This is a genomic window from Tardiphaga robiniae (assembly GCF_001618955.1).
GTDB classification, from domain to species: Bacteria; Pseudomonadota; Alphaproteobacteria; order Rhizobiales; family Xanthobacteraceae; genus Tardiphaga; species Tardiphaga robiniae_A.
Genome location: NZ_LVYV01000056.1, coordinates 110,975 through 132,745 on the forward strand (window position 1 = coordinate 110,975; position 21,771 = coordinate 132,745).

General features: G+C 59.6%; 21 protein-coding genes. 5 read left to right on the forward strand and 16 right to left on the reverse strand.

Annotated elements, in window-relative coordinates; genetic code table 11:
* Positions 1-134 precede the first annotated feature (134 nt).
* The 13 genes from A4A58_RS28595 to A4A58_RS30585 all read right to left on the reverse strand — a co-directional run bounded on the left by A4A58_RS28595 (position 135) and on the right by A4A58_RS30585 (position 11,644).
* Positions 135-875 (reverse strand): hypothetical protein, encoded by a 741-nt coding sequence (locus A4A58_RS28595; protein ID WP_349509596.1) that lies wholly within the window; start codon positions 873-875, stop codon positions 135-137.
* Positions 876-1,522: 647 nt separating this feature from the next.
* Positions 1,523-2,293: an exodeoxyribonuclease III gene (gene xth, locus A4A58_RS28600; protein WP_068738696.1), complete on the reverse strand. Its 771-nt coding sequence runs from the start codon at positions 2,291-2,293 to the stop codon at positions 1,523-1,525.
* Between the two features lie 109 nt (positions 2,294-2,402).
* On the reverse strand, positions 2,403-4,658 hold the full coding sequence (locus A4A58_RS28605) for a xanthine dehydrogenase family protein molybdopterin-binding subunit (protein WP_068738698.1): 2,256 nt from the start codon (positions 4,656-4,658) through the stop codon (positions 2,403-2,405).
* A gap of 20 nt (positions 4,659-4,678) precedes the next feature.
* Positions 4,679-5,692: an FAD binding domain-containing protein gene (locus A4A58_RS28610; RefSeq protein ID WP_068738701.1), complete on the reverse strand. Its 1,014-nt coding sequence runs from the start codon at positions 5,690-5,692 to the stop codon at positions 4,679-4,681.
* A complete protein-coding gene (locus tag A4A58_RS28615) occupies positions 5,689-6,198 on the reverse strand; it encodes a (2Fe-2S)-binding protein (protein ID WP_068738703.1) in 510 nt (169 codons plus the stop codon). The genes A4A58_RS28610 and A4A58_RS28615 overlap by 4 nt, the downstream gene beginning before the upstream one ends.
* Before the next feature lie 754 nt (positions 6,199-6,952).
* Entirely contained in the window at positions 6,953-7,561 is a 609-nt protein-coding gene (locus A4A58_RS28620) for a cysteine hydrolase family protein (RefSeq protein WP_068738705.1), read from the reverse strand.
* 433 nt (positions 7,562-7,994) lie between these two features.
* Positions 7,995-8,333 (reverse strand): DUF3147 family protein, encoded by a 339-nt coding sequence (locus tag A4A58_RS28630; protein WP_068738709.1) that lies wholly within the window; start codon positions 8,331-8,333, stop codon positions 7,995-7,997.
* The gene (locus A4A58_RS28635; protein WP_244499900.1) at positions 8,330-8,809 is read right to left on the reverse strand and encodes a phosphatase PAP2 family protein; all 480 of its coding nucleotides are present in this window, start codon (positions 8,807-8,809) and stop codon (positions 8,330-8,332) included. Before A4A58_RS28635 ends, A4A58_RS28630 begins: the two co-directional genes overlap by 4 nt.
* A gap of 154 nt (positions 8,810-8,963) precedes the next feature.
* Entirely contained in the window at positions 8,964-9,239 is a 276-nt protein-coding gene (locus A4A58_RS28640; protein WP_068738714.1) for a SemiSWEET family sugar transporter, read from the reverse strand.
* Positions 9,240-9,280: 41 nt separating this feature from the next.
* A complete protein-coding gene (locus A4A58_RS28645) occupies positions 9,281-10,141 on the reverse strand; it encodes an SDR family oxidoreductase (protein ID WP_068738716.1) in 861 nt (286 codons plus the stop codon).
* A gap of 111 nt (positions 10,142-10,252) precedes the next feature.
* Entirely contained in the window at positions 10,253-10,414 is a 162-nt protein-coding gene (locus A4A58_RS29980; protein ID WP_081422126.1) for a DUF2934 domain-containing protein, read from the reverse strand.
* 693 nt (positions 10,415-11,107) lie between these two features.
* The gene (locus tag A4A58_RS29985) at positions 11,108-11,323 is read right to left on the reverse strand and encodes a hypothetical protein (RefSeq protein WP_081422127.1); all 216 of its coding nucleotides are present in this window, start codon (positions 11,321-11,323) and stop codon (positions 11,108-11,110) included.
* Between the two features lie 96 nt (positions 11,324-11,419).
* On the reverse strand, positions 11,420-11,644 hold the full coding sequence (locus A4A58_RS30585; protein WP_081422128.1) for a hypothetical protein: 225 nt from the start codon (positions 11,642-11,644) through the stop codon (positions 11,420-11,422).
* A gap of 683 nt (positions 11,645-12,327) precedes the next feature.
* Between A4A58_RS30585 and A4A58_RS28650 the strand changes: the two genes are divergently transcribed.
* A complete protein-coding gene (locus A4A58_RS28650) occupies positions 12,328-14,250 on the forward strand; it encodes a hybrid sensor histidine kinase/response regulator (protein ID WP_244499901.1) in 1,923 nt (640 codons plus the stop codon).
* Between the two features lie 966 nt (positions 14,251-15,216).
* Positions 15,217-15,426 carry a hypothetical protein gene (locus A4A58_RS28660; RefSeq protein ID WP_068738720.1) on the forward strand — a complete coding sequence of 70 codons (210 nt, stop codon included), beginning with the start codon at positions 15,217-15,219 and terminating at the stop codon, positions 15,424-15,426.
* 145 nt (positions 15,427-15,571) lie between these two features.
* Here the strand turns inward: A4A58_RS28660 and A4A58_RS28665 are convergent, their stop codons facing one another.
* Positions 15,572-15,799, reverse strand: a complete 228-nt coding sequence (locus A4A58_RS28665; RefSeq protein ID WP_068738721.1) for a hypothetical protein — start codon at positions 15,797-15,799, stop codon at positions 15,572-15,574.
* Between the two features lie 93 nt (positions 15,800-15,892).
* On the opposite strand from A4A58_RS28665, the gene A4A58_RS28670 reads away from it, so the two are divergent.
* The 3 genes from A4A58_RS28670 to A4A58_RS29995 are packed head-to-tail and all read left to right on the forward strand — an operon-like array spanning position 15,893 to position 18,341.
* Positions 15,893-17,032 (forward strand): acyl-CoA dehydrogenase family protein, encoded by a 1,140-nt coding sequence (locus tag A4A58_RS28670; RefSeq protein ID WP_081422130.1) that lies wholly within the window; start codon positions 15,893-15,895, stop codon positions 17,030-17,032.
* Complete coding sequence (locus tag A4A58_RS28675; RefSeq protein ID WP_068738723.1) at positions 17,032-17,769, forward strand: PIG-L deacetylase family protein; 738 nt, start codon at positions 17,032-17,034, stop codon at positions 17,767-17,769. The genes A4A58_RS28670 and A4A58_RS28675 overlap by 1 nt, the downstream gene beginning before the upstream one ends.
* Before the next feature lie 17 nt (positions 17,770-17,786).
* On the forward strand, positions 17,787-18,341 hold the full coding sequence (locus A4A58_RS29995; RefSeq protein ID WP_244499902.1) for a class I SAM-dependent methyltransferase: 555 nt from the start codon (positions 17,787-17,789) through the stop codon (positions 18,339-18,341).
* On the opposite strand, the gene A4A58_RS28685 is transcribed toward A4A58_RS29995, so the two are convergent.
* Positions 18,274-19,440 carry a glycosyltransferase gene (locus A4A58_RS28685; protein WP_081422156.1) on the reverse strand — a complete coding sequence of 389 codons (1,167 nt, stop codon included), beginning with the start codon at positions 19,438-19,440 and terminating at the stop codon, positions 18,274-18,276. The genes A4A58_RS29995 and A4A58_RS28685 overlap by 68 nt on opposite strands.
* A gap of 233 nt (positions 19,441-19,673) precedes the next feature.
* Positions 19,674-21,365: an alpha-amylase family protein gene (locus A4A58_RS28690; protein ID WP_068738729.1), complete on the reverse strand. Its 1,692-nt coding sequence runs from the start codon at positions 21,363-21,365 to the stop codon at positions 19,674-19,676.
* Between the last annotated feature and the right edge of the window lie 406 nt (positions 21,366-21,771).

Below are 21,771 nucleotides of genomic sequence, written 5' to 3' on the forward strand. Positions count from 1 at the left end.
GTGCTTAAGCAAGAGGGGCAATGAACAAAGGCCCCGATTGCCGGGGCCTTTGATTTCATCGAAGCAGCAGAACCAGAATGATCAGTGGAAGCGGAATTCCAAGTAGCCATAGCAGAATAGGCATTGTTCTCTCCTTATCGCGTGCGACGCGTTTTCCAAGTTCCGTCTCGAAGCCCACCACCCTCGGTCGCCGCCAAGCTGGCAGAGAAAGCGCCGATCAGTAGTGAAGCCGTGAGCCAAAAGGCGAGCTGCATTGCAGCCTTGCGAGCAGTATCGGCTGCAGCCTTGGCATCATTGATGACTTCGGTAACGCGCTTATCCGCGTCGGGTTCGCTCAAACCGGTGCGAGCGGCCACGACTTTATGGACGTAAGCGCGATCAGCAGGCTTCAACTCACCGGTTCGGAGGCTAGAGGCCATTATGCGGGACAGTTCACCGCGCGCGTCAGCACTGTTGCCATCGCTAGAGGGTGTCGATGGACGCAATAGCGCGTCGATGTAGCCTTCGGCCGGCCCCGCCTGCGCCGCAGACGCGGTCGCACCGGCAGCAACTCCCGACGTCGCGCCGCTCAAAACGGTCGTCGCCGGTGAAGCGAGCAGTACTGCACCGAGCACCGTTGCAAACGCCCATGCCAGAAACCCATGCGCGGTGTCGCGGAAATAGACTTCATCTGAATGAACGCCAATCCAGCGCGACCGCAGGCGGCCGGCGAGATATCCGCCGATCGACGACGAGATCATGGCAATGACGATCAGATAAATTCCCGTCGTGATTTTGAAAGTCGTAGCGGATACGCTGGATGACCACGGTGACACGACTGACAAACCAAGCCCCGTCCCGAACGCGATAAGGACGAGTGTCAACGCGAGCGACACGACGGCGCCGGCCGCGACTGCAGCCCACGAGACACCCGCAACCGAAGGCTCGTCCAGACCAGTGGCAGCCGGCTGTACGACAACAGTATCAATCATTTTGAAATTCCCATTGGAGCGGCTCCGGAATAGATACCGATGCCCACACAATGTGCATTCAATAGTATGGTTCCGCCCACGAAGGCGAATTCGCATCTATTCAGCGAGTTCGGTCAAAGCAAGACTCGAAAATAATGCTGCCTGCCACGATCGCCTTTGCGCAAAGCATGTTTCGCGAAATGTCCTTCTGGGACTTGGGCTAGGGGCGAGCCTTGGCTGGCAGTGTTCTATCTGTGTGCTTCGCTATTCTGATAGCGGGTATTGTGGTGGAGAAATATTGGGATTGCCCCCTCCGGACCAAGCTCTCCCAAAGCGAGTGCCTTTGTGCTATGGGACCACTCCGAACTGGGCCTTACCGTCAAACGTCTCGCAGAAACAACGTCGCTCACGAAGCACGTGCCAGCGAGATAGCTGCCGGCACGATCGACAAGATGACGGACAAGGATGCAAGTGCGGACGATCAGGCTAGTCGTAAGCGGCGCCTGCTCAAAGGACCCGAGGAATTCCGCGACGTCCGGGTCGATCGGAAAGCCAAAAAGCAAGGAGTAGCGCTACTTCAGCACTATCCACGCCGGAGCATGGTCGCTTGGATCTGGCTTGCCGCGCACCTTTCGGTCGACGCCGGCCTGCTCAAGCCGCGGACTCAGCGCAGGACTGAGAAGCAGATGGTCAATGCGAAGGCCAGCGTCGCGCTCGTAGCGGTTCCGCCAATACGACCAGAACGTATACATTGGCTCATCCGGATGCTGCTTGCGCAGCGCATCGATCCAACCCTTCTTGAGGAGATTGCCGAACGCCGCCCTGCTTTCGGGCTGCACGAGCGCATCCTTGTCCCACGACTTGGTCGGGTAGATGTCGAAGGACGTTGGCACGATGTTGAAGTCGCCGGCGATAACGGTTGGAGCACCGGACTTGACCAGCTTGCCGGCGTGCGCGTTCAGACGCTTCAGCCAAGCGAGCTTGTAATCGAACTTCGGTCCCGGCTGCGGATTGCCATTGGGTGCGTAGACGCAGCCAACGAGGACGCCGTCGACGGCAGCCTCGATGTATCGGCTTTGGACGTCGCTCTCGTCACCAGGCAACCGCCTGCGCGTTACCACGATCTCGGATTCTCTAGCGAGGATTGCGACGCCATTCCAAGTCTTCTGCCCAACCCACTCGGCAGAATAGCCGGCCTTACGCAGCGCACGATCCGGGAATTCGGACTTGGCAGCCTTCAACTCCTGAAGACATGCCACGTCCGGCTTCGACGACTTCAACCACGCCAGCAGATTGGGCAGCCGCTTGTTAATGTTGTTCACGTTGAAGGTCGCAATCTTCACGCGCTCTCCTGATCCGAGGTCTACGGACATTTAGCTCAGTATGCGGCGGCCCCGGGCTCCAGTGGAACTCCATCGGCGTAAACCACCGTTGGGTCTGTACGAGATGAACTCAGGAGGGTCGTGGCGAGTTCAAAATCTTGTCTATCGTGATGGGGAAATCACGCACCCGCACACCAGTTGCGTGAAAGATCGCATTGGCGACGGCAGACGCGGTTCCCACGATGCCGATCTCGCCCAGGCCCTTGACGCCAAGCGGGCTAACCTTGTCGTCCTTTTCATCGACGAAGATCACTTCAATATCCTCGATGTCGGCATGGGCCGGAAAGTGATATTCGCCGAGATTGGCATTCATAATCTTGCCGAGGCGATGATCCGTCATGGCTTCCTCGTGAAGCGCCATGCCGATTCCCATCACCACACCGCCTAGGATCTGGCTGCGGGCCGTCTTGGGATTGAGGATCTTGCCCGCCGCCGCAGCGCACACGACGCGCGTCACGCGAACGACACCCAGATCTTCATCCACGCGCACTTCCGCGAACACGGCGGAATTCGTGTAGCTGATATATTTCAGCATCTGCCGCAGGTTCGGGCTGACTTTGCCCTGCTCGGTGATTTCCGTGAGCTCGGCGGCGTGCATGACTTCGAAAATGGAAAGCCCGCGCGCCGGATCATCCTTCCGGAAGATGCGTCGATCCCGAACCTCGACGTCTTTGAAACTGGCATCCGCAAGCGGCGAGTTGGCCATCTTCCTGGCTTGCTTGAACAGAGAATGCTTGACCGCATCACATGCGGCCTGAACCGCCGAGCCGTTTGACGCTGCGGTCCACGAACCTCCTTCGACCGGCGACATCGGCAGAGTCGAATCGCCGATCCTGGCCTGAACGTCTTCGAGTGGTAATCCGAACGCTTCGGCGCCGATCTGCGTCAGGATTGTCCAGGTCCCAGTGCCAATATCGGACGCCGCCGTTGCCACCTCGAGCGTCCCGTCCACCTTGAGAGTCGCAGTGGCCTGGGCCTTTTGCAGGAAGGCGTCCCACATTCCCGTTGAGACGCCCCATCCAATCAGCTCGCGACCCTCCTTCATGGCACGCGGCCTGGGGCTTCGCTTCTCCCATCCAAATGCCGCAGCGCCCTCGCTGTAGCATTCCAGAAGCGCCTTGGACGTGAACTGCTTGTTGGTGTTTTCGTCCTTCGAGGCGAAATTGATCCGCCGAATTTCGAGCGGACCGATACCGAGTTCGTATGAAAGTTCATCGAGCGCGCATTCGAGCGCTGTCACGCCGATGGCTGCGCCGGGTGCGCGCATGTCACACGGCGTGGCCGTATCGAGCTTGGCAAGCTGATAGGTCAGCTTGACGTTGTCGCAGTGATACATCATGCCCGACCAATTGACGACAGCCTCCTGATAATCCTCGTAATGGGAGGTCGAGGCAACGGCATCATGCATGATCGACTGCAGCCGCCCATCGCGATCGGCGGCGAGCGAGACGGTGTGGTAACTGTCCGGCCGGTAGCCGATATGAAACATCTGAGCACGCGTCAGCGACACCCGCACCGAGCGTTCGAGTTCGAGACTGGCCATGACGGCGAAGAACAATTGGTGCTGCGGCCGCAAGCCGGCGCCGAATGCCCCGCCCACATATTGATTGACCAGGCGGACATCCTTGCTGCGCAGGCCGAACACTGAGGTGACATAGCCCTGCGCATTCTGGGAGCCCTGCGTCTTGTCATAGATCGTCAGCTTGCCGTCGCCCTCGAACACGCAGGTGGTGGCGAACATCTCCATCGGATTGTGGTGCTCGGCATTGATCCGGTAATCGCGGCTGATCTTGACGGGCGCATTTTGAAACGCCTGCTCGGCATCGCCGCGCGGGTCCGGTGGCGGCGGAATACCGCTACGCTTCTTCGGAGGCGCATAGGCCTCTGCCCGCTTCGCCTCAAGCTCGGTACAATGCGCATCGACATCATAGGCAATGCGAACCAGGGAGGCCGCATCGCGCGCGGCCTCGAACGTTTCGGCGACAATCAACGCGACCGGCTGACCGTCAAACAGGATACGGTCCGAATTCAGCGGCCGGAACGGATGGCCAGGAGGCGCGACTTCGTCCCGCCAGCTACGATCAAGCCATGCCGCCTTGCTGCGATTTTCGTGCGTGAAGATTTCGACGACGCCTGGAAACTGCCTTGCTGCATCCAAGTCCATCGCCGCGATCCGTCCAGCGGCGGTCGTACTACCAACGATGTAGCCATAGAGCAGATCGTCAGCAGGATACTCCGCCGCGTAGTGCGCTTGGCCGGTCACCTTCAGTTTACCGTCGACCCGGTTGGTCGGACGTCCGATATGCGTGATTTCACCAACTGACATGCGATGGTCCCGTTAACTTTCTAGTGGATCGATTTGTCGGCCTGATCCTGCGGTGTGCCCGCAGCCGCCTGCTCCAGCGCACGAACGATAGCGCGGCGAGCAAGCTCGATCTTGAAGTCGTTGTCGCCCTGCCCCTTCGCATCACGAAGAATGAAATCAGCGACCTGCTTAAAGCTCTGGGTCCCGACTCGCTCGCCTTTCAGCGATCTTTCTGCGTCAAAATCCCGCCACGGCTTATGCGCGACCCCGCCGAGCGCGATCCGGACGTCCTGGATGATGCCCTCCTCCACACGTAGCGCGGCGGCGACGGAGATCAGCGCGAAGGCATAGGAGAGCCGGTCCCGGATCTTGAGATAGGTGTGATGGGCACCGAAGTCGGGCTTGGGGATAATGATCGATGTAATGAGCTCGCCGACCTTCAGCGTGTTGTCGCGTTCGGGCTCTCCGCCGGGGAGGCGGTGGAAACCAGACATCGGAATCGATCGCTTGCCGTCCGGCCCCTCGACTTCGACGGATGCATCGAGTGCAGCCATCGCGACGCACATGTCCGACGGATGGACTGCAATGCAGCTATCGCTGGCGCCGAGAATGGCGTGAATGCGATTGACGCCGCCAATGGCGGAGCAGCCACTTCCGGGCTGTCGCTTGTTGCAGGCTGTCGACGGATCATAAAAATAATAACAGCGGGTTCGCTGCATCAGGTTTCCCCCGGCTGTAGCTGCGTTTCGCAATTGCGGCGATGCGCCGGCAAGAATGGCGCTTGACAGTATCGGCCACTTTTCCCGAACGTCTCGATGCCACGCCAGATCGGTATTGGTGACCAGCGCGCCGATGCGCAGCGCTCCACTGGGAGTGATTTCGATCGATTTGAGCGGAAGCCGGTTGATATCGACCAGCCGCGACGGCTGCGCCACATCATATTTCATGAGGTCGACGAGATTGGTGCCACCCGCCAGCGCGCGCGCTGCAGGTTCATTCAGCGCCGCGATGGCATCGGCCACTGTGGCCGGGCGGATATATTCGAACCGGTTCATTCGGCGGCCTCCTTCGCCGCGATGCGCGGCATCAGCACGTCCTCGACCGCGTCGGCGATATTGGTATAGGCGCCGCAGCGGCACAGATTGCCGCTCATATGCTCGCGTATCTCGGCCCGACTAGGGGTGTGGCCTTCCGCCAGCAGACCCGCCGCTGAGCAAATTTGGCCAGGCGTACAGTAGCCGCATTGAAACGCGTCGCGCTCGATGAAGGCGACCTGCAGCGGATGCAGTTCGCCATTCTCGGCCAGCCCTTCGATAGTGGTGATCTCGGCGCCGTCGCGCGACACCGCGAGTGCCAGGCACGAATTGACGCGTTTGCCATCGACGAGCACGGTACAGGCGCCGCATTGTCCCTGATCGCATCCCTTCTTAGTCCCGGTGAGCGAGAGGCGCTCGCGCAACAGGTCCAGCAGCGTCACCCACGGCTCTACTTTGAGTTCGTGCAACGTTCCGTTGATCGTCAGGAAAATTGGGATCTGTGGGTGATGTGGGATTTGGTTCACGGGGCGCCTCGCTATGCGTTCGCCATCAGAACCATTCTAATCGTAGGATGTTCCGTTTTCTTCCGCCCTCAGGATCGGCTTGCCCGCACCGATCGGCGAGGCCAACCTTCCCGCTTCTGGCGTCTCACGCGCGCCGTCGGAAGGCCGCCAGGATGATGTCGGGGAACCGCCTCGGGCAAATGGGTGAAGGAGAAGCGAGTGTTGTTCCACTGTTGCGCGATTTCCCGCCAGGAACAACAAGCGAGCAAGTTAATTCATCCAGCTCGGGGCATGACAACGAACGAGGACGATATGAAGAAGACGTTGATAGCAGTTGCGGCAGCGGCACTGATGACTGCTCCTGCCGCATTCGCACAGAGCGGTGCAAATCCGAGCGCGCCTCAGGTCAATTCCGCAGGCAATGGCGTTACACAGCCCGGCACTACCAGTACGGGGACGGCAGTCGATCGCCCGACCTCGAGCACTCCACACGCGGCGCCGCACGCTGCAGGATCGCAGACTGGCAACAATGCCAGCTCCCTTAGTGGATCGAATGCAGCGACTGGAACTACCGGGTCTAACAGCTCTGCCGAAGGTCGCACTTCGGGCAGCGGTGCTGGTGGCGCAGGTGGTGGTGCCGGCGGCGGCAACTAGCGCGTGATGCCAACCAGAGGAGACCCCGATGATCGGGGTCTCCTCTTTGTGGGTCTTGGTCGCCCGCGCCGGTGGCGCGCGCGCCAAACACTTCGCCCGCCCAGCCTAGCCCTGACTGCATTCAAGCCTGCGACCATCTTTCAAGGATTTCGGCACAATCTGCCAGTTCGATCTGTAGGTCGAAACGCCGGGCGTACAAGCCAAGTAAGGCATCGTGAGTTTCGTCAGCTGAGCTGCACATCGCATCTTGCGCAACGACGATGCGATAGCCCAGATCAACAGCACTCAAGATGGTTGAGAGAACGCAGACGTCAGTCTCCGCGCCGCTCACAATCAAGGTATTGACGTTACCGTCTTGCAGAATATCGTGAAGCCTTCCGTTCGAGAACGCAGAATACGCAGACTTGTCGAAGACAATCGCCGGTGGGACATGTCGCTGCAAAGGCGGCATAAGCTCGAGGAGGTGCGGGTCCAGACGTTCGCGCGTGACCAACCGCCATTTTCGGAAGTAGCTCTGCCACATCCCATTTGCATGCTCGGGCGACGCCGGGGGAATAAAGCGCGTAAAGACAGTCCGTGCCGGGTCACGTTGGACGAGGCTTTCCACCGCCGGCATGACACGTTCGAGCCAAGGTGTCGGCCAAGGCCCTTCGGGACCGAACAGCCTCTGCATGTCCAGACACAAGTGCACTGCCCGACTTGTGTCTATTCTTGATCGGAGCTCGCCCATCTCAGGTCCACGTCCTGCGAAGTCTCTTGTAAGTCCACCAGCAAGAACCTGCGGTCGCCGCCCATACCAGAGATGCCAGCGCCAAGCTGCTCCAGGGAGCCGCGGCATTTACGAGGAAGACTGTGAGAGCGAACGCAACGAGGCCCATGCTTCCCAGAGCCGCTCCAGCGGCCTCGAGCGCAGCGGCGTCTTCACCACGTCTCTTGCCCTGCAGGCCAATTTCCCTTTTGCGGCGCCTTTCGTGCGCCTCGACCAGCGTGGCACTGGCGCAGAGCATGGCTGGAAATGCCAGGAACAGACCTCCGACGCCCGGACCCCAACGTGTGCCGATCAGGCCAGTTATTGCAGTCGATGCTCCGCCCAGCAGGAACCGGACGATGTATTCGTACCAGCGACCATCGCTCAACGACGAGAATGAGGCTCGAACAAGCATTCAGCCCACCATCCCATAGAGGCCAAACGCGACTACCAGCCACAGGGGAAACCCGAGCAGGGTAACAGATAGAACTGACAACCCCGTGCGTTTGAGTAAACGGCACGTCACGAAGCAGAACACGAGAAGAGCGGTCGCGCCGGCCATCATCGAAGCAGCCAGCGTAGAGACGTAGTCCGGTCCGTGCCTGGAGATTGCGAGCGCGAGCGAAACCAGGGCCACCGATGGCGCGGCGCCGAAGAGTCCCGCGAAGGACTTAGGCCGTAACACGTCTCCGAGCAGCGCGAATATCGAGACGACTGCCCCTCCAACGAAAAATCGGACAGCGTAATCCGTCATGGCGTCGTCGTCCCATTGCCGTAGCCGGTCCAGCGTCTCAATAGCCGATCAATCAGATATCCGCTGGCGAAGCCCGCGACCACATCGCTCGTCCAGTGCGCGAGAACATAGATCCTCGTCAGCGAGATACCGACCGCAGCCGTCCAGGTCAGCTCGCGATACGGCCGATCGAATGAGGATGCTGCGCTCGCGAGAGCCCCCATATGCATCGCGTGCCCCGAGGGGAACGCATCATTCGGGCGGCCTGAGATCGGTACTCCGTGTAGATGGCCAAGAATGGTGAGCCTATCCGGTCGACGTTGATTGAAAACATGCTTCAGTGCATGCGGCACAACGGCCGTGGCCACCGAGGCCGCCAGAAAATGCGTACCGACAGTTCGCTTCCGGGGGGAGCCGCTACGCGACAGGAGCCAGAAGGCCGCTGCAGCAACAACGAGAACATGCTCGTCCGCGCCCCACGTCAGAGCTTCGGCCACTTGTTCGCTTGCGGCATGTGCGTGCCGAACGGCGGTTGCTGCGACCTCGCGATCAAGGAGAGTGGGTGGTACCATTATTGGCCGCATGGCATCTCCGTATGACACCTAGATAACAGGCACTCTAAACCCTGATCATGCAGCCAGGTTCCGCTCCCTATGCAGAGTCCTCCCCGCGAATGTCTCGTATTTTACAGCCGAGCACGGTTGCTGTCAGCGCACAGCCGATACTGTTCGCCAGAACGATGATCCAGTCGCCCTTGAGTAGACCGTAGCCGATCCAGAGACCCAGGCCTGATGTCAGCACCACAAGCATCTTGAGCGACAGATCTTTGGTTGAGCTCCGGGGCAATGCTTTCCGGACCTGTGGAATGTACGACAGCGAAGTCAGGACAGCGGCGAACCCTCCCACCCACGGCAAAATGCTGGACACCGATGAGACCCCACTGCTTTGCCGCGAAACGCTCGATACGATTAGATGAAAGGTTTGCCGCCTGTAACGGCGATCGTGGCCCCGGAAACGTAGCTTGAGAGTGGATCTGCGAGCATCACGTAGGCGGTTGCAAGCTCTGCGGGCTGTCCGGGACGTTGCATCGGCGTCTGCTTGCCGAAATTTCTAACGGCTTCGTCTGGCATAGTGGATGGAATGAGCGGCGTCCAGATCGGTCCCGGTGCCACCGCGTTTGCGCGGATGCCCTTATCGGCCAACATCTGCGCCAAGCCGCCGGTGAAATTCTGAATGGCCCCCTTCGTCGTTGCATAGGCCAGCAAGGTGGGGTTCGGCATATCCGAATTGACCGACGCGGTATTGATGATCGCACTTCCGGGCTTCATGTGAGGCACGGCGGCCCTTGTCAGGTAGAACATTGCATAGATATTTGTCCTAAACGTCAAATCCCACTCGTCATCGGAAATGTCGCCGATGTCCTTGAAGGTCGCTTGATGCGCGGCGTTGTTAACGAGGATGTCGATCCCGCCCAATTCCCTTACCGCCTTATCGATAATCACGTCGCAATGGCGCCGATGCTGGATGTCACCTGGGACCATTATGGCCTTGCGGCCTTCGCGCTCGATTAAAGCTTTAGCTTCGAGGGCATCCTCGGTCTCATCGAGATAAGAAATCAAGACGTCGGCACCTTCGCGTGCGTAGGCCAACGCGACAGCGCGGCCGATCCCGCTGTCGCCACCGGTAATTACCGCTCTCATGCCCTGCAATCGACCACCCCCCTTGTAGCTGCTCTCGCCATGATCGGGACGAGGCTGCATGGCCTCCGTTCGGCCGGGCATCGGTTGTTTCTGGGAAGCAAACGGAGGCGCGGGATAAGAATGGGGCATGAACCAGCTCCTAGATAAGTGCCAATCGAAAACGCTTGATTGGATGCAGCGTTCCGCCGGTGGCGACATCGCCCGCCCAATGACGAAGGGGCGCTTGGGCAGCGCTTTTTCCTACTCTGGCATCGGTTTCGGGTCTTCGTCGCCAGGCGCATCGCTTTCGAGCTCGCTTTTGGCCTGGTGCCAGAAGTCATCGGCCTTACCTTCCGGGCGACCTTCCCTTTCCCAAAGTTTGTGAGCGTACTCTCGGATCTGTTCTTCAGAGTATCGGGGCATCGGCCTCTCCTCAAAAACGGATAATTGCGGCGGCGAATCGCTTTGGTACAGTCATGCAGGCGAGCGCATCGATCGCTATAATTGCTTGTGCGCTTAAGACGCCACTATGTGACCAGTTCCCCGTCCAAGAATATTCCGTTAGGACTGTCGCTCCCGAATGAACCTTTCTCTCGTCCGCGCAGCAAAGCGCTGCCACGAAAAAAGGGGACTCGCATGGCTTTTCGCGAATCCATCAGCCGGCTTTTTGGCCGCACCCTCACACCGGAAGCTGCCGAGCGTACCAATAGTTAATGCCTCGATGGACGAGTTCATCCGGCTACTGCATACCAACGGCTATGACAGCAAAAGCTCCGCCACGTTTGGAGCGATGGCAGGGCCATCGGAACGGCCACCATGCGAACAGGACGCTCAACCTCAAAAGAGGAAGGAATGTAAGTCGTTTCTAAGTAACAGGCGGCAACCTGATCGGCGTCTCCAAGCGGGTACGTCGCCACCAGCTGACGGTCGGCTAGGTTTTGAAAAACAGGAAATATACAACGGCAAAGGCGGCCACAACTAAGCCAAGGCTCCAAATTAAAACGTTGCGAACCGACGGCCCTGGCTCGGCGCCGCGTGCTTTGCGCGCTGACTTTACTTCGGCGCCATCATCATCTCGTCCCAATTTCATATCCTTTCACGCAGCTTGAGCCCCCGTCAATTTGTTGGACCGCCAAGCGCTGTCTTGTTTCCGGCTTCGCTGCTCGGGGCGCTGACATGGACTTCGTGTCCCTGGCGGATCGCAAGAGACGCTGCAGCCACGGCTGCTTCGAAAGCAGACTCTTTGGTCAGGAATTTCCCTTCCACGTCTCCATCGTGCAGAACGCCCCAGCCATCGTTAGATTCGATGACGGCATAAGTTGCTAACCCCATAGTGTCCTCCGGAATAACTGTCGGTCACAAGCCACTGCTAGATTCATGTTTCCCAAAAGCGTCACGCTCGACGATCTCAAAAGGCAACCGGCCTAATCATTGCCGCCGTGCCAGTGCCCGGCCAATGAGAAATGCTGCCAACAACATACCGAGCGGAGCTTCACGCGTAAGCTTGCTTAGTATGTCGAGCGGCTTGCCGGGCTTTTTGCCTTCCTCGATTGCTTCTCCTATTGTTGATGCGACGGCCTTGACACCATCCGCCACGGTGGCCTTCAGATCAGACCATTGGTCACTTACACATGGCGTCTCTTGATCGGTCATGGCGCGTCCTCATCGGGTCGTTGCACAAGCACTCACCATGAGTATTGTTCCGGGCAAGACGGTTCTTCCCGGTCCAAGATCATTCCCGTTGCGCTTTGAAAACCTGGTCGGGCGGTTCGCGCGAGCCGGCGTCACGCAGAATAAGCGCTCTGCCGGGTAGCAACGGCAGGGCTACAGCGCCGAGAATGTTGGGCCTAGGGAGCATCGCCTTACTTCTTCACGACTGGCGGAGAAGATCGCAACCGACGCGTGGCATTTAAAACCAAGTCAGCGATTATCGACGGCGAATCGTCCCGTTGGGGACGGCACAACAGATTTGTCCGTGCAGCAAAAGGCACTGCGAGCGGGCCGCCCTTCAGACCAACTAGCTGAACTGAGCGCCGTTCTCAGACCCAAGCCTGATCCTCATCGACAGAGCCCGCGCCCGCACAAGGTCGCGGCTTAGGCGATCCTCCGGCCGGCCGCCTTGCCCTCTTCTAGAAATTTGAATTTATCGCCGTAACGAGCGGCTAATCTGAGAAGGCAGAGACAATCCTTAAAGCAAACTTTGGTTCCAAATCTGACGGTAAAAGTGTTCTTGTGCCGCGTATGTGGGGGAGCCTACTCTGACCTGCGACTCCCGTGCCGCTAAACGATGGCAGTTATCGCCTCTACCAGAGGGATTGGTTCGCGGAAAGTGAATGATGCCAAAAACAAAAAACGACCGCAATCTTTTAGAAAGCGAACGCGCCTTCCGACTTCTCGTTCAAGGCGTCACAGATTATGCGATCTATCTGCTCGACCCCAACGGCATCGTATCAAACTGGAATGCAGGCGCCGAGACGATCAAAGGGTATGGCGCCGACGAAATCGTGGGCCAGCACTTCTCGGTGTTCTATCCGCCGGAGGATCGCGAAGCCGGACTTCCCGCCACCGCATTGGAGGCCGCACGCCGGAATAAGCGCTTCGAAGCGGAAGGCTGGCGGATGCGGAAAGACGGTACGCGGTTTTTCGCGTCCGTGGTTATCGACGCCATCTATGAAAACGATGTCCTTGTCGGCTTTGCCAAGATCACGCGGGACATCACCGAACGGATGCAAGCCCGCTCCGCATTGAGCGAAAGCGAAAATCTTTTTCGCCTGTTGGTGAGCAATGTCACGGACTATGCGTTATACATGCTTGATCCGGAAGGTCATGTCACCAGCTGGAACCTCGGCGGTCAGCGGATCAAAGGCTATCTTCCTGACGAGATTATCGGTCAGCACTTTTCGCGCTTTTATACCCCCGGCGACCGGGACGCTGGAAAACCAGCGCGTGCTCTCAGCATTGCACGTGAAAAGGGCCGTTACGAAGAAGAAGGCTTGCGCGTCCGCAAAGACGGCACGTTCTTTTGGGCGAATGTGGTCATTGATCCCGTCCGCAATGACGCAGGCGAGCTGATCGGGTTTGCCAAGATCACGCGCGACATCACAGAGCGACGTCAAGCAACGCAGCAACTTGAACGTATGCAAAAGCAGCTGGCGGAAGCGCAGAAAATGGATGCGCTCGGTCAGCTGACCGGCGGAGTGGCTCATGACTTCAACAACCTCCTTATGGCAATCACGGGTAACGTTCGGCTGATCAAACGGCATGCCATTGTCCCCCGCGTGATCGAGGCAGCAGGAGCGATTGAGGCAAGCGTTCGTCGCGGCGCGGCACTTACTCGTCAGTTGCTGACGTTTGCGCGGCGTCAGCAAGTCGCTCCGACGCTGCTCAATCTTGAAGAGACCGTGCAAGCTGTACGCGAGGTCTTGGCTACCGTTCTGGGTAGCGCGATCAAGCTCGAAATCTCCGTACCGGCCGGAGTTTGGCCAATCTTCGCGGATCCAACCGAGCTCGAAACTGCACTCATCAATCTCAGCATCAACTCTCGTGACGCCATGCCCGACGGGGGCACCTTGACGATTACGGCAGCAAATTACCGGGTCAGGGATGGAGAGGATAAAGGCGAGTACGTGCAGATCAAGGTGGCTGATACCGGCGCAGGTATTCCCGAGGACGTCATTGCGAAGGTGTTCGATCCGTTTTTCACGACCAAACCCGTCGGCAAAGGAACAGGATTGGGACTCTCACAGGTGCATGGCTTTGCCAACCAGGCCGGCGGTCGTGTCGAAATCCAAAGCAAGCTCGGCGCTGGTACGGAAATCACCATTCGGCTTCCGCGTGGCGAAGGCCATGCAGGTGCGCACGAAGCAGAGGTTCTGGCCAAAGGCGCCGGCAATGTCCTTCTTGTTGAAGACAATCCGGATGTTGCCACCGCCAGCGCCGTATTTCTGGAAGAGTTGGGATATCGCGTGAAATGCGTACCGGACGCGGAGTCCGCATTGCGCGAGATCGAGCACGACGGCATCGACCTCGTTTTCAGCGATGTCGTGATGCCTGGAAAAATGGATGGTCTCGGCCTGGCCCGACATCTTAGGCAGAATTACCCGAACATCCCCGTCGTTCTCGCAACGGGCTACAGTGAGGCAGCGCGGAAACTGGGCTCTGAATTTTTGCTGTTGCGAAAACCTTACGAGCTTCATGAGCTGAGTAGTGCCTTACAGACAGCCCTTCACCAAAGATCGAAGGGCGCTCTATTAAATTGAACCACAAACAATGCACCGGATCTTACGCCCACCTGTCTTGACTAGCGTCAGCCTCATCGGCTCATGACACTTTGCCTGCCATGGCGAGAGCCGATGGAGCAAGGCGAAGGTCCCTCATGGGTTCGCGATGCGACGATGCCTTCGATTGCGTGGCCGTAATTTTATCTAAATGCAGAGTGTTGAGAACGCAGTTTAGATTGGAACGCATCTGCGAAATGAACGTAGTAAGGGCGCCATGTCCCTTCTGTCAGACTCCACGTTGCAGATCGTCTTGCTTGCCGCCTTGTTCGTTGTCCTTGAGGGCCGCGGCGCCGTTTCGCGCCAGCTTTGGAACGTGCTTTTGAAGATCAAACTGTTTTCGCGTTCATCAGCGTGGAAGTGTTTGCCATGGTCACAAGGGACGGAACCACAATCCCCGGGATAGACGCCGAGCAGGTGGCCAAGCTTGAAATTGCACGTCGGATTTTGGAGCAGGCACGGGCTATCCTAGCAAAGGCGGCGAAGGACTAGGCCTCGCTCCCTCCTTCACGGCCTGCCCGGTTGCGCTCATCTTGCGGCCGGCGGTCGGCAACGGGACGCCAGTGGGCCCAGCGGATCGCCTTAATGGGGCGGGACTTCGGATCTTGGTGACGTTGACGCTGTCGGCCTGATTGCCGCCGCGGCAGTAGTAATAATTTGCATGGCAGGCGGCTCTGCTCGGTGGATGGACCAATGTCAGCGGTACATCTTGGGAACAACGCTAACAATTTTCACTTGGTCATACAGTGAAGTCGCCGGACGCTTGAACTCGCTTTCGCAGTCTCAACGATCAAGGTCGCCTAGCTCTCCGCCACTTGAGCCTTGGCTATCTAACGACCTTTTCCGGCGTGCTTGCGCCTGGGCGATGACTCTCTTGGATCTCTTTGGAGGCAGCGTCTTTGCCCACGATTCACCAGCAAAGGCCGTTAAGCGGCCGCGGAGCGTTTCATGAAGACTGCACTAGGAAGTGATCCGAGACTTAACGGCGATGGTCTCGTCGATTGTTTCAAAGATCAGTTGCTGATCGTTATGCTGAAGCGGCTTGGCGGCGGTCCATTACGGATTCCAATCGAGGAAATGGACCGGACTGGAACGGACCTAGCGTCGTTTCGCCTTGTCGGCGACGACTTCGTCGTAAGTTTATTCAAACCGCATTAGGATGGCCGCGGCCCGCTGGCGCCTACGGCCCTTCGCATGTGCGGTTGGTCCTTCGAACGATCGACTAGATAATGCTTAAAAAGAAAGGCCGCATCGCCCATGACGACGTGGCCTTTGTCCTATCTGCTTATTGTAGGACAGTGCCCTACCGGTTTCCGAAATACGCCTGAGCCTGCTTCAGAGCCTCGGACGGGTCGTCGAACTTGTCGCCGGCGAAACTCTTCATGGGGCTCCAGTGCGGTCCGTGAGCGGTGATATGGAACCACCCATCCTCCCCCCGTCGGACGCGTCCGACGATCTCCTGACGCTCGGCCCAGACGAGCAGCCACGTCTGGGAGTTCTCGTTGTGTGGCTGCAGCTCGATGGTCGCCATATAGTTCGTCCAAAAGGAGTGCCCGAGGACAACGCCAAGATTAGGAGTCGTTCCAGCAGATCGGAACTATCGGTGCGCTGCGGACTTCATCGCATGCTCGCCAACTGTCGTGAGGACACCGTCATTCTCGCCCCTTCCGAATGTCATAAGCTGCTGGAGAATGCGCAGGCCTTCGCCGCGAAGCTCTCAAGCCGCGCCTTTGATACGGACAGAACTGCTCACATCGCACCGGACGTCTGGACGGACTTCCGCTTCAGCGGATTGGCCATGAGCCCACTGCCTCACGAGCTCGGCGGCAGCAGTCTCTGGGACCCGCGGTTCGGCGCCGAACTCTGCACCATCCTGCGTCTGCTCGGCGCAGCGGACCTCTCGCTTGCCCGTATATTTGAGGGCCACGTCAACGCGGTGGGGCTGGTCTGCCGTTACGGAACACAAGCGCAGATCGAAGGTCTCGCGGGAAGCGTGCGTGATGGTGCGCTGTCCGCAGTATGGGGCGCCGACGACGCGCAGGGCCTGAGGATCACCCCGGAGCGGGATGGCAACGTCCTCAAAGGCCGCAAGATCCTGGCGTCGGGCGCCGGGTTCGTGACGCGTCCCCTGGTTACCGCATCAGCACCGGAGGGGCAGCAGATGTGCCTGCTCGACCTCGAGATCGGATATGCGCACGACACGTCCAGCTGGCAGGCGCAAGGCATGCGCGCGACGGCGACCGGGACGGTCGACTTCACCGGGCGACGCATCACGGATCGTGAGCGGATCGGCGCTCCCGGCGACTTCATGCGACAGCCGCACTTCTCGGGCGGCGCATGGCGCTTCTGCGCCGTCCATACCGGCGCAACGGAACGGCTAGTCGACCTGTTCCGAGAGCACCTTAATTCCTCAGCAAGGGGCGAAGACGCGTATCAGCTCGAGCGCCTTGCGACTTGTGTCGCCGACGCGACGACGGCGCGTTTTTGGGTGGAGGACGCCGCGCGCCGTCTGGCGGTCGAAGATGATCCAGAGAGCATCGTGGCTTTCGCCAACCTCACCCGGATGGTTGTCGAACGATCCGCCCTGACTGTCATGGAGACCGTCCAGAGGGGCATCGGGCTTCGGGCGTTTGTGCGTCCTCACGACGTTGAGCGCATCTGCCGCGACCTGGCGACGTATCTGCGGCAACCGGTGCCGGACCGCGCCATGAGCGATGGGGCTCAGGTCTTTCTGAGTTCGTCGCGGTCGGCAGGAGACTTTTAGTGAAGGTTTCGGGATATCTCGAAGTGACGAAGGCGCTTCCTATCATCTCGCGCGAGGCGCTGACGGAGGGTGCGCCCTTCTTAATTCTCTCGCCGCACCCGGACGACGAGACGTTAGGTCTTGGCGGTCTGATCGCTCAGGCCTGCCAAGCAGGCCAGAAGGTTCACGTCGTGGTTTTGACCGATGGTGCGGGTTCGCACCCCCGGTCGGTCCAGTACCCTCCGGAACGGCTGGTCGATCTCCGGAAGGCGGAAGTCAGGGCGGCAGGCGAAATTCTGGGCCTCCATCCGGCGTTCGTACGCCATCTCGACCTCCCCGACACGCAAGCCCCTCTGGAGGGACCCCAGTTCGACGCGGCGGTCCGCGCCGTGTCCGACCTTCTTCAGGAGACGGGCGCAAAGGCCTTGTTTGTGACGTGGGATCGGGATCCGCATTGCGATCATCAGGCGGCCGCTGCCATCGCCAAGGCGGCCGGAGTCGCCAACCCAGCTGTCAGGCTCTGGGCCTACCCCATCTGGGGGTGGCACCTCGATCAGGACGACGATGTCCCAGGCTTCCCGCGGGGCCACCGGCTGGATATCGCTGGAGAACGTGATCTCAAGCACCGTGCTATCGCGGCCCACGCTTCGCAGATGTCCACGCTTATCGAAGACGATCCAACGGGCTTCCGGTTCACCGAAGAGACGTTGGCGCCGTTCCTTGGCGAGCACGAGTACGTTTACGAGGTCTCCCGATGAGGAGGCACATAGAGAGTTTGCCCGCTTCATACTTCGAGGAACGGTACCGGCAGGATATCGACCCCTGGGGATTCCGAACCAGCGCCTACGAGCGGGAGAAATATGACCGCACTCTGTCGGCTCTTACGCGCGCCCATTACGATCGTATCCTCGAAGTTGGCTGCTCGATCGGGGTCCTGACGGCAAGGCTCGCGCAGCGCGGCGGAGAACTGCTGGCGATCGACGCGTCCCGCACGGCGCTGGAAGCTGCGCGAAAGGACGCGCCGCCGAACGTCGCCTTCGAGGAATGTGTGCTGCCGACCGAATTCCCGGACGGCGCCTTCGACCTCATCGTGCTGTCTGAAGTGTTGTACTACTTCAGCCGGGCCGATCTCCTTTCGGTGGCCGAAAACTGCTGCAGGGTCCTCGCTCCCGACGGAGAGATCGTCCTCTGCCACTGGCTGGGCGAGACTGACTATCCGCTGAGGGGAACGGAGGCCAGCGACGCTTTCGCCGACGCCGTCGTCAAGCGAGTTCCGGCTCGCCGGATCCTTCGCGATGAAGTCTACCGCCTGGAGCGGCTGTCCGCGTGATTGCGGCGGCCCTCAGGCTTGCGACGATCATTCTGGCGATCGCGATCTGCCGAGGCAGCTCCGAGGGGCGTAGCGTCCGGTGAACCGTGAGAACAGGACTTCTGCCCGATACGGCTTCCCATGCCTCACGAAGCGTCGCCTCCTCGGCACGGAGGTGACGAACGAAGTCGGAGGGAATGCACAACCGGGCGGACATCGGACCGTCTTCGAGCGCACTCTGCCACGCCCGGCGGAAAAGCGATCGGTACATGGCGCGACGGGCGATCTGCAAGGCGGGCTCAAGATCGTCGTCGCAAGGAGCATTCAAATCGGCGAGCCGGCGTTGCATGGTGTCGGCCGCTCCGCCATGCGCCCGCCCCAAGATCCGACAGGACGTCTGGACGACGACGTCGAGCGAGTGACGAACCTTGAATCCCGCCTCGTCCAACGCAGCCGTAAGGGCGGCGTCTTCGCCGAGAGCGCGTGCAGGAAGTCCTCCGATGGCCCGATAGGCCGCCACGGTTACGGCCAGGCTCGCGCCCGAAGAGACACGATGGTTCGGCCAGGGATCATGGGCTCGCGGATCACAGCGCGCGATGATTTCCGCGGCAAGGCTGAGGTAAGTATCTTCGAGCCTACCGCGGGACAGGAAATCCCGTCCAAGCGAAACGATCTCGAGCGGTTCTGCATCGATGTAGCCTGCCACGCACTCCACACCGTTCGCCAACTCATGGAGGTTAGACGAAAACCACGCGGGGCCGACGCAGCTATCGGCATCCGTGCTCATAATTACACCGCCCGGGCCGAGCGCATCGAGGCGGTCGGCCGCAAGGTCCATTGCACGCTTCCGCGCCCAGCCGGCGTTGGCCATCTCCGACGGCAATTCCTCCTCTATGACCACCACCCTCTGCGGGACCGAGTCGGCGAAACGTCTGGCGACTCCCGAGGTACCGTCAGTGCAATTGTTGGCGAACACCAGGATCTCGAACGCGTCCGCGGCAAGGGGCGCGCCGAAACGGTCGCGCTGGACGGCCAGCGCAGCGATACACCGCTCGATCCGGTCGGCTTCGTTGCATGCCGGAATGGTGACGATCGCGAAAGTCTCGATGTTCGTATTCATAAGGCGGAGCGTCCTGGCGTAGGTGCGCCTGCTAATCGCCAGGTTCGATGCATGTTCCCTCAGCTGGGCCGCAGCGGCTACTCTATCAAGAGACTGGCGCGAAGGCCTGTCCATGTTCCAGGTCGTATCGCTCTCCAGGTTTTAGAGCGAAGCTTCTTCATCTGCCTTCCGCTGATGTCGGCGTACTTGCTGATGGCCGCAGGCTTGGTCCCGCGATCCGGGCGCAGGCACCCTCACGCCGGATGCGCATCCGTATCACTGTCGATGTCACTGCGCCGGAGCAGATAATCTAGACCGCCGACGCGGTACCAGCGATAGGCATATGCTTCCAGCATCAGGTGGTGCTTGCCCTGGGCATCGGCGCGGTTATGGTCTTCCGTCAGAAGATTGATCAGGTGGTCGCCCTGCTTGCCATCGAGGCCGAGTGCAAATGACACTTCGCGTGGCTGTTCGTCGAGATTATGCACGAACAGCACGGAGTTGTTGCGCCAGTCGTAGCGGATCGCCAGCACGGCAGGGTTGCGCGTGGCGATGATGGTGAAGTCGCCCCAGCCAATTTCGGGGACCTCCTTGCGCATCCGGATCATGCGCTCGGTCCAGTTCAGCATCGAATTGGGATCGCGGCGCTGCTTGGCGACATTGACGTGATTGTAGCCGTAGGGGCCCTTGTCGATCACAGGATTCTTTGACTTCTCGCTCTTGGTGAAGCCGGCACGGGGTTCGTTCGACCATTGCATCGGCGTCCGCGCGCAGTTGCGTTCAGGCAGCGTGAGATCATCACCCATGGCGATCTCGTCGCCATAGCGCAGCACCGGCGTACCCGGCAGCGTGTACATCAGACTGTAAGCAAGCTCGAGCCTGCGTCGGTCGCCGCCGAGCATTGGCGCCAGCCGACGTCGGATGCCGCGATCGTAAAGCTGCATGTCCTTGTCCGGGCCGAATTTCGCGAACACCGTCTGGCGTTGCTCCTCGGTCAGCCGGCCGAGATCGAGCTCGTCATGATTGCGCAGGAACAGGCCCCATTGCGCCGTCGCCGGGCGTGGCTTGGTCACCTTCATCGCCGCAGCCAGTGGGCGCACGTCGCCGGAGGCCAGCGCATAGAACAGGTTCTGGTTGACGTGAAAGTTGAACATCATCTGCATGCGGTCGCCGTCGCTGCCGAAATATTCCATGTCGGTTTCCGGCAGCACATTGGCTTCGGCGAGAATGATGGCGTCGCCCTTGCGCCATTGCAGGAATTCGCGGAAGGCGCGCAGCATGTCGTATTGTTCGGTGGGCTTGTTGACCTTCGGTCCCTTGGTGGCGATCACGAAGGGCACCGCATCCATGCGGAAGCCGGAGACGCCAAGCTGCAGCCAGAACCCCATGATCTTCAGGATCTCGGCCTGCACATAGGGATTGGATGTGTTGAGGTCCGGCTGGAAGTCATAGAACCGGTGGAAGAACCAGGACTTCGAGGTCGTGTCATGCGTCCAGGTCGATTTCTGCACGCCGGGAAACACCATACCCTTGTTGGCATTGGGCGGCTTCTTGTCCGACCACACATACCAGTCGCGATAGCGCGAATCCCTGGCGCTGCGCGCGTCCTTGAACCAGGCGTGCTGGTCCGAGGTGTGATTGACCACAAGGTCGATGATGACGCGGATGCCGCGCTGGTGGCAGCCATGGGTGAATTCGACGAAGTCGCCTAGCGTGCCGTAGCGCGGATCAACGCCGTAGTAGTCGGAGATGTCGTAGCCGTCGTCCTTGCCGGGCGAGGGCTGGAAGGGCATCAGCCAGATCGCGGTGATGCCGAGGCCGTGAATGTAGTCGAGCCGCCGCGTCAGGCCCTTAAAGTCGCCGCAACCGTCGCCATCAGCATCCATGAAACTGCCTACGGAGAGGCAGTAGAAGACGGCGTTCTTGTACCAGAGGTCGTCGATCATGCGGCCCTTTGGTCCGTGGTTGTGTCGCGACCGGGTCGCGTCGATCAGCCGGGACTCACTCGGAATCGTTGGAGCTTGCGGACGGCGCACACGTCCAAAATCGCACCGCCATTTTCAGTCCTGAACCATGAGAGCTCGACGCGAAGGAAAGATCCATCGACTACACGAGCCGCAATTACTTTGGCCGTGCGGATGAAGTCGATTAAACTGCTGGTGCTATCAATGGTTCCCGTCAACACAGCGATCCTTATACTAACGGGGACGCAGAACGCGGCGCCCATCAGCCGTGACGCCCTCCCCGCCATCGGGTAAAATGGGGATATGCAGGACCGTATTTTCGATCTTCTAACGTTGGGCATCTTACTCTTTGGCATAGCGCTGATCCTTCAGACACACCAGGAGCCCA